This window comes from Clostridium sardiniense (assembly GCF_050584765.1).
GTDB classification, from domain to species: Bacteria; Bacillota; Clostridia; order Clostridiales; family Clostridiaceae; genus Clostridium; species Clostridium sardiniense_A.
Map to the genome: position 1 here is coordinate 1460767 of NZ_JBNOOR010000001.1, position 11708 is coordinate 1472474.

Below are 11708 nucleotides of genomic sequence, written 5' to 3' on the forward strand. Positions count from 1 at the left end.
TTAATATGACAATTTTTGAAGGTTCAGGTGTTGCTATAGTTACACCTTTCACAGAAAACGGAGTTGACTACAATAAATTAAAAGAACTTCTAGAATGGCATGTAAAAGAAGGAACAGATTCTATAGTTATTTGTGGAACAACAGGTGAAGCCACTACAATGACTTTAGATGAAAAGAAAGAAGTAATAAAATTCACAGTTGATGTTATAAATGGTAGAATACCAGTAATTGCTGGTACTGGTTCAAACAACACTAAAGCTTCAATAGATATGAGTAAATACGCAGAAAGTGTTGGTGTTTCAGCTGTTCTTGTAATTACTCCATATTATAACAAAACAAATCATAAAGGATTATTAAAGCACTTTGAAGCTATAAACGATGCTATAAATATACCAATAATTCTATATAACGTTCCAAGTAGAACTGGTATGAATATTACACCATCTACTTTAAAAGAACTTTCAACACTAAAAAATGTTGTTGCTATTAAAGAAGCTAGTGGAGATTTAAGCCAAGTAGCAAAAATGAAAGCTTTATGTGGAGACTCTATAGATATCTATTCAGGTAATGATGATCAAATCATACCTATTATGTCTCTTGGAGGTATCGGTGTTATATCTGTTCTTGCAAATGTAATACCAAAAGAAGTTCATAACATGACAAGAATGTATTTAGATGGAAAGTGTCATGAAGCTTCAAAGATTCAAATAGATACTTTAGAACTTGCAAATTCATTATTCTTAGAAACTAATCCTATACCAGTTAAGACTGCTCTTAACTTAATGGGATTAAATGTAGGTCCTTTAAGACTTCCATTATATGAAATGGATGAAACTCTAAAAAACAGTCTTGAAGATACATTAAAAAAATATAAATTAATGTAATTTAAGGAGATACTTATATGATTAAAGTAATATTAAATGGTTGCTCAGGTAAAATGGGAACTGTTATAACAAATATATCAAAAGATTTTAATGATCTTGAAATAGTTGCCGGTATAGATAGATTCCCTAAAAAGGATTTACCATATAAAGTGTTTGAAAAGCCTATGGATGTAAATATAGAGTATGATGTACTACTTGATTTTTCTAGAGCTGATGCTTTAAATGGTTTATTAGAATTAACAGAGAAGACTAAAAAACCTCTTGTAATATGCTCAACTGGTTTTTCAGATGAAGATTTAAAACTTATAGATGAAAAGAGCAAAACTCTTCCTCTATTTAGATCTGCTAATATGTCACTTGGAATTAATTTAATAAACTCATTATTAAAAAAAGTTGCACCTATTTTATACGGAAATTATGATATAGAAATCATAGAAAAACATCATAATCAAAAAGTAGATGCTCCAAGTGGAACTGCTCTTCTCTTAGCTGATACTATAAGAGATTCTTTAAAAGAAGAAACTAAATATGTATATGGCAGAGAAGGTTCACACAAACGTGAAAAAGAAGAAATAGGAATTCATGCAGTTCGTGGCGGATCAATCGTTGGTGATCATGATGTAATATTTGCAGGTACTGGTGAAGTTATTGAATTAACTCATAAAGCAATATCAAGAGAAGTATTTGCAGTAGGGGCATTAAAAGCGTGTGAATATATGGGTAAGATTGCTAAACCTGGACTATATAATATGGATGACGTGATTGGATTATAAATATATTAAAAGATGGTAGAATTTTTTCTACCATCTTTTTTTAATTTAATATTTTCCCCATATAATATTCATCTAAATATACTCCATCTTTTAAAAAAGCTTTCATTTTTATTCCCTCTATTTTAAATCCCATATTCTTATATAATTTAACTCCTGCTTTATTATTACATATAACTGTAAGTTCAAGTCTAACTATCTCATTTTCTCTTGCCCATATAAATAATTCTCTAAATAATTTAGTCCCTATACCCTTTCCTCTAAATCCGGCTCTTATACCAATAACATTATAAGATGTATGTCTTACTCTTTTATATTGTCCTCTAAAAGAAGTTAAATATCCAATAAGCTTTCCATCCACTATTGCACCTATTGCAACACCTTCACTTTCTGGCGAAGATAAAATATTTCCTACCTGATTTTCCGTTATATTTCTTTCCCCTTCTTCAAATAGCATAAACTCACTTTCATGATCTAAAGCATAAAATAGATTGTATAGTTCTCTAGTATATCTTTTATCTAATCTTATAATTTCCACGTAACTACCTCCCCCTCTCTTATTATATATTTTAATAATATATACAGTGATTTATGCAATAAAAAAGCTAAAGAAGATATCTTCTTTAGCTTTTTATTTTAAATTAATGTGCTTCTATATATGCTTTGTCAAAGTAAACTTGACCAAGAGTTGAAGCTCTAAATCCTTTAACATATGATTGTACACCATATACTTTAGTATAATCATATATAGGCATAATTGGCATTTCTTCTAACAAAATTTCTTCTGCCTTCTTCATGTATTCAAATCTCTTCTTATTGTCTGCTTCTACTTTAGCTTTCTTAATTAACTCATCATACTCTTTATTTGAGAAGTGAGCATCATTATTACCCCAGCTATTTTTGTCATCTGCATTTCCACTTACCCACATGTCTAAGAACGTCATAGGATCTGTATAGTCAGCTGACCAACCATGTCTAGCTATTTGATAATCACCATTTTGTCTTGTATTTAAGAATACTGCCCATTCTTGATTTGTAAGCTTAACATTAACACCAATAGCTTTCCAGTTTTGCTCAATAACTTCCATTATAGCCTTATGTCCACCTTCTGAATTATACATTAATTCTAGTTGTGGAAGTCCTTTTCCATCTTCATATCCAGCTTCCTTTAATAATTTTTTAGCTTCTGCAACATTATCTTCATACTTTAAAGGATCAAACTTATTATTTTTAAATTCTTTTTCATCTGGATCTTTAACACCTGATGGAACAAAACTAGCAGATGGTACTTGTTCTGCTTTAGTTACATCTTTAACTATTGTTTCTCTATCTATTGCTAATGAAAGCGCTTGTCTTACTTTCTTGTTACCAAGAGCTTTTTGAACTTCTTTATCTAATTTGTCTGAATTATTTCCTACATTAGCACATACAAAATATGTTCCTAAGTTAGGGAATACTTGTACAAGCCCCTTTTCTTTTCCATCTTCAATTCTTTCAACTGGAACATTTGCAATCATATCAAAATTCCCTGATTCTAATGATGCATAAGAACTTGTTTCATCAGTAGCCATCTTATAAACTAATTGTTCAAGCTTTATATCATCCTTATTCCAATAATTTTCATTCTTTTCAAAAGTATAAGAATCTTTCATTTGATAATCTGTTAATTTGAATGGTCCATTTGAAATATAAGTTTCTGGTTTAAGGCTCCACTTATCTCCATTGGCTTCAACTACATCCTTTCTAACAGGCATATAAGTTGGGAATGCCATAAGTTCTATAAAATATGGAGTTGGAGCATTTAATGTAACCTCTAAAGTCTTATCATCAACAACTTTAATTCCTAAATCTTTCTCTTCAGCTTTTCCATTATAATATTCTTGAGCATTCTTTATATACCAGAATTGATACACATACTCTGCTGCTGTCTTTTTATTTAATACTCTTTTCCAAGCATAATCAAAATCTTTTGCAGTTACAGGCTGTCCATCTGACCATTTAGCATCATCTCTTAATGTAAATGTGTAAGTTAATCCATCATCAGATACCTTCCACTCTTTTGCTACTCCAGGGATTGCTTTATCATTTTCATCTAGTCTAACTAGACCTTCAAAAGCATTTCCAATAACTGTTGATCCATCAACTGCTGTGTTAAGAGCTGGATCTATAGTTTCTACAACGGCCCCAATATTATACATAAGTTTTTGCTCTGTTGCAGATCCACCTTCATCTGATCCTCCACACCCAACGAAAACTGATGCACTTAGTGAAATTGCTAATGCAACTGCACAAAGTTTTTTAATTTTACTTAATTTCATTTTTTATCCCCCTTTTATATAGTTATAATAAATTATCAGTTTGATAATGAATTATTCTTCATTGAATAAATGACAAGCTACAAAATGATCCTTTTCAATTTCCCTTAGTATAGGATCTTCCTTGCTACAAATATCCTTAGCATATTTACATCTACCTTTAAATCTACATCCAGGTTCTGGATCTATAGGAGATGGAATATCTCCATCTAAAACTATTCTTTTATTTGCTTTTGCTATATCTGGATCTGGTATAGGAACTGCTGATAAAAGTGCTTTAGTATATGGATGTTTTGGTTTTAAATAAACATCATCACTAGGTCCTTTTTCAACCATTTGTCCTAAATACATTACCCCAATATGTGTTGATATATGCTTAACCATTGATAAATCATGAGCTATAAACAGATAAGTTAATCCAAGTTCATCTTGAAGTTCCTCTAACATATTAATTACCTGTGCTTGGATTGAAACATCAAGGGCAGAAATTGGTTCATCACAAACTATAAAATCCGGTTCAACTGCAAGGGCTCTTGCGATTCCAATTCTTTGTCTTTGACCTCCTGAAAATTCATGTGCATATCTATTTATATGACTTCCATTTAATCCAACTTTATCAAGCAAATATCTTATTCTCTCTTCTCTCTCTGCTCCTTTATATAATCCATGAATATCTATTGCTTCCCCAATAATATCACCAACAGTCATTCTTGGATTTAAAGATGCATATGGATCTTGGAATATCATTTGCATCTTCCTTCTTAAAGGAATCATTTCCTTTTCAGATTTTCCTGTTATGTCTTCACCATTAAAAATTATACTTCCACTAGTTGGCTCATATAATTTTAATATAGTTCTACCAGTTGTAGTTTTACCACACCCTGATTCTCCAACAAGACCTAAAGTTTCTCCTTTTTTTATACTAAAAGAAACACTGTCAACAGCCTTTACATAACTCTTCTTTTCAAATATCCCCTTCTTAACTGGGAAGTACTTGCAAAGATTATTAACTTCTAAAATCACATCTTTATGTTTTTCCATATTAGCCTTCCCTCCCTATAGGTGCTTTAACGTCTGGCGCATTCTCATGACATAGCCAACAAGCAGCTTCATGTCCATTATCAACTTTAAATAATGGTGGTTGATTTTCCATACATATTTTCATTGTATAATCACATCTATCAGCAAAAGGACATCCTGTAGGCGGTTTTAAAAGATCAGGTGGCTGACCATCTATTGGTATAAGTTTCTCTTTAAGCTCACTAAGTGGGTTTGGAACACTTCTAAGCAATCCCCAAGTATACGGATGTTTTCCTCTATAGAAAATATCCTCTGCAGTTCCTGATTCCACAATTATCCCACCGTACATAACATTTATTCTTGCACAAAGATCTGCTACAACACCAAGATCATGAGTTATTAATATAATTGCTGTATTTAGCTTTTCTTTTAAACTTTTCATTAGATCAAGTATTTGCGCTTGAATTGTAACATCAAGAGCTGTTGTTGGTTCATCTGCAATAATTAAATTTGGTTCACAAATCAAACTTATAGCTATCATAGCTCTTTGTCTCATACCGCCTGAAAATTCATGTGGATATTGCTTCATTCTACTTTCAGGACTTGGTATTCCAACTAAATCTAGCATTTCTATTCCCTTTTTCCAAGCTTCTTTTTTAGAAATTCCTCTATGCTTCATAAGATGTTCAGTTAATTGATCACCTATTGTATACAATGGATTTAAAGATGTCATAGGATCTTGGAATATCATTCCCATTTTTTCTCCTCTTATCTTCTCCATTTCTCTTTCTCCATAATTACTTATATCATTTCCATCAAATATAATTTCATCACTTTGAATATTTGCATTTTCTGATAGTAATTTCATTATTGACATCATTGTAACGGATTTTCCGCATCCTGATTCACCAACAATTCCAAGTGCTTCTCCTTTATCTACATAAAATGAAACTCCTCTTACCGCCTGTACATCACCTAAATGTGTATCAAAGGAGGTTCTTAAATTTTTCACTTCTAATAATTTACTCATACTTTTAAACTCCCCCTATCTTTGATGTTTAGGATCTAGTGCTTCTGTTAATCCGTCACCTAGCATATTAAATGAAAGTATTATTAAACATATCATAACTGCTGGGAAAAATAACTGATATGGCTTTGTATATATTGCAGGCATTGCATCATTGCATAATGTACCTAATGAAGCAAGTGGTGCATTTAGTCCAAGTCCAATAAAGCTTAAAAATGCTTCAGTAAATATAGCCTGTGGTATTAAAAGTGTCATTGTAACTATTATTGAACCCATACAATTAGGTATTAAATGTCTAAATAAAATTCTTTTTTTAGATGCTCCTAATGTTTTAGCAGCAAGTACAAATTCTTGTTGTTTAAGTTGAAGTATATCTCCTCTTACTATTCTTGCCATTCCAACCCAATATGATATTGAAAGTGCTAATATAATACTTAGTATTCCAGTTTTGTCAAATGAAGTATCCTTTAATACGGCCATAATTATTACAACATATATTGTTGTTGGAATTGAATATAGACAATCAACAACTCTCATCATAATATTATCAATTTTTCCACCGAAAAATCCTGATATACCACCATATATAACTCCAATAAATAAGTTTATTACAGCAGCAGCTCCTCCAATAATTAATGAGTATCTAGCACCCATCATAACTCTTACAAATAAATCTCTTCCAAGTTTATCTGTACCAAAAAAATGTGTTCCGTTAGGTCCCAAATCTTTTGATCCTGCTATTTGAGCATCATATGCAAAAGGTGATACTATTGGAACTATTATTGCAAGTAAAATTAATACTATTATTACTATTAATGAAACTAATGCCACTTTATTTGCTCTAAGTCTCCTCCAAGCATCACTCCAATATCCAACACTCGGTCTTACATTTTGTTGAAAATTTTTCTCCTCTTGTGATATAGGAGTAAACATATTTTTATCAAATTCTAAATTTTCCATACACTTTACCCCCTTAACCTTCTACATTATCAAGTTTTATTCTTGGATCAATAACTACATATAAAATATCGACTAATAAATTACACACTACAATTAATGTACAGAAGAACACAACAACCCCAAGTAAAGCTGTATAATCTCTATTTGTAATTGTAGATACAAATTCATTACCAAGACCAGGTATTACAAATATTTTCTCAACAACAAATGATCCTGTAAGTATTGATGCAACTAATGGTCCAAGGTACGTAACTACAGGTATAAGTGAATTTCTTAAAGCATGCTTAAAGATAACTACTCTACTACTTAACCCTTTAGCTTTAGCTGTTCTTATATAATCAGATTTTAAAACATCTATAAGTTTACTTCTTGTAAGTCTAGTTATAAATGCCATAGAACTTCCTGCAAGTGCTATTACCGGCATTATATAAGTCTCTGGCCCAGTTAACCCAGCAGGAGGAAGTAATCCCCATTTCACTGTAAAGAAATATATAAGTACCGCTCCTATTACAAAACTCGGTACTGTTATTCCGAGAGTTGATATAAACATACATACCTTATCAGGCCACTTTCCAGATTTAAGTGCTGAAACTACCCCAAGTAATGTTCCTGCAACAAGAGAGAATATAATTGCCACGGCCCCAAGTTTTGCTGATTTCGGGAATGAATACGCTATAGTTTCATTTACACTTCTTCCCCTATACTTTAATGATTCTCCCAAGTCTCCTTTTAATAAATTTTTCATATAAATTGCATATTGCTCACTTAACGGCTTGTCTAATCCATACTTTTCATTTAGTACAACCTTCATTTCAGCTGTGATTTTCTCACCATCAAATGGTCCACCAGGCATTGCTCTTACCAGAAAGAATGTTATCGTTACAACTACCCAGATTGTTAAAATACTAGTAAAAACTCTTTTCCCTATGTACTTTAGCATTTTTAAAACCCCCATTTCATTTTGTCATATATATACATTTGATATTTATTAATAATTATATTATATCTATGCCTTTTGTCAATTAACAATGTTAAGCTTATAGCCATCTTTTTATTAATATATTAATAAAATCTAGGTTATTTTTATTAATTTATCAAATACGTACCTTCTTGTTTGAATACGTTTACTTTGACTTATTTAGCCAATTGGTGCAAGTTTTTTATTTTAACTTGCATTTTTTATACATATACTTTTTTAACAAATTTAATATTTTTCATTTTTTTTTAATATTTATTCAGCAATGAATATTCTCATACATTTTTTGGATTTTGTACGTATTAGGAATACATTTTGAAGGTTTATTTTTATCAACATTTAATTTTAAAGGTTAACTCTACGAAATTAAAGGGTTTTTAAAACCTTTTTGAAGTTTTTAAGTATCATACTTTCATTTTATTTTTATGCTTTTTCTACAAAAACATAAAAAAATATGACAATTAATAAATTTAATCGTCATATTTTTGTTTTATTTTTATGAAATTTTATAAGTTTTTTATAAATTCTTCTATTTTATTTAATGCAAGCTCTAATTCTTCTATAGAATAACAATATGATATTCTTATAAATCCTTCTCCACCATCACCGAAAGCTGACCCTGGAACACAAGCAACTTTTTTCTCATTTAGAAGTCTTTCACAAAATTCTTCAGAAGTTAAATTAAACTTCCTTATAGATGGAAAAACATAAAATGCCCCTCTAGGTTCACTAACATGGAATCCTATCTGTCTAAGTCTTCCAACAACATAATTCTTTCTCTTTAAGAATTCATCCTTCATATATATAACATCATCCATAGAATATTTTAACCCTTCAATCATACCATATTGTACTATTGAAGTTGCACATGACACGCCATATTGATGAACCTTCATAATTTCTTTCATTATAGTATCGTGAGATGCTATATAGCCAATTCTAAGGCCTGTTGCAGAAAACATCTTTGAAAAACCACTTATATATATTACCTTTTCCTTTATACTGCTATCTTGCGCAACAGAATAATACTCATCATATATAATAGAAGCATATATTTCATCTGTAATTACAACTATATCCTCACTTTTTATAAAGTCTATTAACTCATCTCTACCTTTCTTATCAAGAACTGCACCAGTTGGATTAGTTGGGAAAGATAATACTAAGTATTTACATCCCTCTTTTTTAAACTTTTCTTTTATGTTATCTACATTTACAGTAAAATCTTCATTTAATTTATAATTTATAATTTTCCCTCCAACTATATTTACGACACTTTCATATGCTGGATATGCCGGTGTTGGAATTAATACCTTATCTCCTTCATTTAACAATGCCATAAAGCAATCTAATATTGCTTCACTGCCTCCAATTGTTATACATATTTCTTCTTCTGAATAATTTACATCTAATGTTCTTAAGTAATTTGAAATTTTAGACCTTAATTCTTTTACTCCTGCATTTTCAGTATAAACAGTTTTATTTTCATCAATTGCTTTTTTAATTCCATTTTTTATAGCCATAGGTGTATTAAAATCCGGTTGTCCCAGAGTTAATGATATTGCGCCTTCAACTTTTCGTACTTTATTATAAAATTTTCTAATACCTGATATCTCTACATCCATTACTCTATTATTCATTAAAATTCAACTCCCTTTCTAGCTGGTACTCCTTCTTTATAATAATGTTTTATTTCTTTCATTTCTGTAACAAGATTTGCTCTATCAACTATTTCTTTCGGAACATTCCTTCCTGTCATTATAAGCTCTACATTTTTTGGCTTTTTATCAATTAATTCTATAACTTCTTCTACTGATAAAAATTCATTTTTAAGAACTCCCATAACTTCATCTATTATAAGCATATCGCATTTGCAATTTTCTAAAATATCTATTATAAAATTGTATGCAACTTTAACTTCTTTTTTAACTTCTTCTTTCTCTTCTTCAGTAAGAGTCCAAACAAAGCCTCTTCTCTTTTCAAATCTAAAGATTTCAAAGTTTTCTCCAAGTTCATCTACAGTATTAAGTTCGCCAGTCCTTCCGCTTTTTAAGAATTGAACCATTATAACCTTAAGCCCATTACCATAAGCTCTCATCCCTTGACCTATAGCTGCAGTAGTCTTCCCTTTCCCATTTCCTGTATATATCTGAACAAAACCTTCATTTAGTTTCAAAGTAATCATCTCCTTTAGAAGATATTTTACATTAAAGTCAAAATACTAGCAAATTTTGTTCTTTTTTATAAGAAACTCTTTTATTCCTGAACTTTTTTTATTATAATTAATTTATTATTATTAAATAACAATGTTAGAGAGGATGATACTATGGAATACAATTTTACTGATCCATATGAAATAGCAAGATTCATAAAAGAATCAAAAAAATCAACACCAGTCAAAGTTTATGTAAATGGTGATTTAAGAGAAGCAAACTTAGAAGGAATAGAATGGTATGGAACTAATGGTTTCTACATATTAGTTGGCGAATCAGATTTAATATTAAAGGTTGTTTTAGATAATAAGCACTTAATAAAACACTTTAAAATAGAAAATGATAGAAGAAACTCTGCAATCCCAATGCTTGATATTCTTGAGATAGAAGCTAGAATAGAACCAGGTGCTATAATCCGTGATAGAGTATCTATAGGTAAAAATGCTGTAATCATGATGGGCGCTGTTATAAATATAGGCGCTGAAATAGGTGATGGAACTATGGTAGATATGAACGCTGTAATAGGTGCTCGTGGAAAACTTGGAAATAATGTTCACTTAGGTGCTGGAGCTGTTGTTGCAGGAGTTTTAGAGCCACCTAGCAAGTCACCATGTGAAATAGGTGATAATGCCTTAATCGGAGCTAATGCTGTAATACTTGAGGGTGTTAAAGTAGGAAAAGGTTCAGTTGTAGCTGCAGGTTCAGTTGTAACTGAAGATGTTCCAGATGGTGTTGTTGTTGCAGGTTCACCAGCTAAGATAATTAAGTCAGTTGATGATAAGACTAAAGATAAGACTCAACTTCTTGATGATTTAAGAAAATAATATTAAATAAAAAAGGTATTTGAATATTCAAATACCTTTTTTTAATATCTTTTATAATTTATACAGCACCTTCTTCGTGCTCATTTGTTTCATCTCTTTTAGATCTTTCCATTTTTGATATTGACACTTCATATGCAATTTTCTTGACTACTTCAGTTTCTGATACCTTCTTTTGATACTCTCTACTTTGTAATCTACCCCATACCTTAATGTTATCTCCAACTTCTAAAGTCTTGCAGAATCTTGAATTTCTTCCCCAAGCAATTGTTGGTATATAGTCTGACTTATTGTATGCTCTGTTTACTGCTAGTAAAACGTCTGCAATTTCTCTTCCAAATGGTGTTGTTCTATATACTGGCTCTTTGCATATATATCCATCTAAGAAAATTTCATTAGGATTTTTACTTCTCTCTATACAAGGTTCAATATTTCTCGCAAAAACAGTAAGTATTAATTTGTTTGATCCTTCTATAAATTTATTATATGATCTTAACTGTCCTTCTACTATAACATCCTTGCCTATACTGATATCAAACCCAGCTAATAATCTTTCTGAGATTGTAACATTCAATAAATCTACTGAATCGCTTAACCTCTGTACCTCAAGACCAAATGTATAAAACCCTTCTCCATACATTTCGTGACTATACTCTAATTCTGAAACTACCTTTCCTTCAAGATAAATTTTGTTGTTTAACATTAAATTATCCATTGTAACC

The 11708-nt window shown here is 30.6% G+C and carries 12 protein-coding genes; 3 read left to right on the forward strand and 9 right to left on the reverse strand.

The window, feature by feature from the left end:
* Positions 1-5: 5 nt before the first annotated feature.
* Both dapA and dapB read left to right on the forward strand, forming a co-directional pair.
* Positions 6-884, forward strand: a complete 879-nt coding sequence (dapA, locus tag ACQPUW_RS07230) for a 4-hydroxy-tetrahydrodipicolinate synthase (protein WP_430836785.1) — start codon at positions 6-8, stop codon at positions 882-884.
* Between the two features lie 17 nt (positions 885-901).
* A complete protein-coding gene (gene dapB, locus ACQPUW_RS07235) occupies positions 902-1657 on the forward strand; it encodes a 4-hydroxy-tetrahydrodipicolinate reductase (RefSeq protein ID WP_430836786.1) in 756 nt (251 codons plus the stop codon).
* 40 nt (positions 1658-1697) lie between these two features.
* Here the strand turns inward: dapB and ACQPUW_RS07240 are convergent, their stop codons facing one another.
* The 8 genes from ACQPUW_RS07240 to ACQPUW_RS07275 all read right to left on the reverse strand — a co-directional run bounded on the left by ACQPUW_RS07240 (position 1698) and on the right by ACQPUW_RS07275 (position 10128).
* Positions 1698-2192, reverse strand: coding sequence for a GNAT family N-acetyltransferase (locus tag ACQPUW_RS07240; protein ID WP_430836787.1), 495 nt, complete (start codon positions 2190-2192; stop codon positions 1698-1700).
* Positions 2193-2295: 103 nt separating this feature from the next.
* Positions 2296-3972 (reverse strand): peptide ABC transporter substrate-binding protein, encoded by a 1677-nt coding sequence (locus tag ACQPUW_RS07245; RefSeq protein ID WP_430836788.1) that lies wholly within the window; start codon positions 3970-3972, stop codon positions 2296-2298.
* A gap of 51 nt (positions 3973-4023) precedes the next feature.
* Positions 4024-5010, reverse strand: coding sequence for an ABC transporter ATP-binding protein (locus ACQPUW_RS07250; protein WP_430836789.1), 987 nt, complete (start codon positions 5008-5010; stop codon positions 4024-4026).
* Between the two features lies 1 nt (position 5011).
* Entirely contained in the window at positions 5012-6019 is a 1008-nt protein-coding gene (locus ACQPUW_RS07255; protein ID WP_430836790.1) for an ABC transporter ATP-binding protein, read from the reverse strand.
* Between the two features lie 15 nt (positions 6020-6034).
* Positions 6035-6976 carry an ABC transporter permease gene (locus tag ACQPUW_RS07260; RefSeq protein ID WP_430836791.1) on the reverse strand — a complete coding sequence of 314 codons (942 nt, stop codon included), beginning with the start codon at positions 6974-6976 and terminating at the stop codon, positions 6035-6037.
* 13 nt (positions 6977-6989) lie between these two features.
* A complete protein-coding gene (locus tag ACQPUW_RS07265; RefSeq protein WP_430836792.1) occupies positions 6990-7916 on the reverse strand; it encodes an ABC transporter permease in 927 nt (308 codons plus the stop codon).
* Between the two features lie 542 nt (positions 7917-8458).
* Entirely contained in the window at positions 8459-9592 is a 1134-nt protein-coding gene (locus ACQPUW_RS07270; protein ID WP_430836793.1) for a pyridoxal phosphate-dependent aminotransferase, read from the reverse strand.
* Entirely contained in the window at positions 9592-10128 is a 537-nt protein-coding gene (locus tag ACQPUW_RS07275; RefSeq protein WP_430836794.1) for a cob(I)yrinic acid a,c-diamide adenosyltransferase, read from the reverse strand. Before ACQPUW_RS07275 ends, ACQPUW_RS07270 begins: the two co-directional genes overlap by 1 nt.
* 150 nt (positions 10129-10278) lie before the next feature.
* Here ACQPUW_RS07275 and dapD point away from each other — a divergent pair, with 150 nt between their 5' ends.
* A complete protein-coding gene (gene dapD / locus ACQPUW_RS07280; RefSeq protein WP_221859808.1) occupies positions 10279-10989 on the forward strand; it encodes a 2,3,4,5-tetrahydropyridine-2,6-dicarboxylate N-acetyltransferase in 711 nt (236 codons plus the stop codon).
* A gap of 58 nt (positions 10990-11047) precedes the next feature.
* On the opposite strand, the gene ACQPUW_RS07285 is transcribed toward dapD, so the two are convergent.
* Positions 11048-11701, reverse strand: coding sequence for a single-stranded DNA-binding protein (locus tag ACQPUW_RS07285; protein WP_204594266.1), 654 nt, complete (start codon positions 11699-11701; stop codon positions 11048-11050).
* Positions 11702-11708 lie beyond the last annotated feature (7 nt).

Excerpts from the sequence above, each read along its gene's own strand:
- ACQPUW_RS07260 (WP_430836791.1), bottom strand. The coding sequence starts at position 6,976 with ATGGAAAATTTAGAATTTGATAAAAATATGTTTACTCCTATATCACAA.
- dapD (WP_221859808.1), top strand. The coding sequence starts at position 10,279 with ATGGAATACAATTTTACTGATCCATATGAAATAGCAAGATTCATAAAA.
- ACQPUW_RS07270 (WP_430836793.1), bottom strand. The coding sequence starts at position 9,592 with ATGAATAATAGAGTAATGGATGTAGAGATATCAGGTATTAGAAAATTT.
- ACQPUW_RS07265 (WP_430836792.1), bottom strand. The coding sequence starts at position 7,916 with ATGCTAAAGTACATAGGGAAAAGAGTTTTTACTAGTATTTTAACAATC.
- ACQPUW_RS07245 (WP_430836788.1), bottom strand. The coding sequence starts at position 3,972 with ATGAAATTAAGTAAAATTAAAAAACTTTGTGCAGTTGCATTAGCAATT.
- ACQPUW_RS07255 (WP_430836790.1), bottom strand. The coding sequence starts at position 6,019 with ATGAGTAAATTATTAGAAGTGAAAAATTTAAGAACCTCCTTTGATACA.
- ACQPUW_RS07250 (WP_430836789.1), bottom strand. The coding sequence starts at position 5,010 with ATGGAAAAACATAAAGATGTGATTTTAGAAGTTAATAATCTTTGCAAG.
- ACQPUW_RS07285 (WP_204594266.1), bottom strand. The coding sequence starts at position 11,701 with ATGGATAATTTAATGTTAAACAACAAAATTTATCTTGAAGGAAAGGTA.
- dapA (WP_430836785.1), top strand. The coding sequence starts at position 6 with ATGACAATTTTTGAAGGTTCAGGTGTTGCTATAGTTACACCTTTCACA.
- dapB (WP_430836786.1), top strand. The coding sequence starts at position 902 with ATGATTAAAGTAATATTAAATGGTTGCTCAGGTAAAATGGGAACTGTT.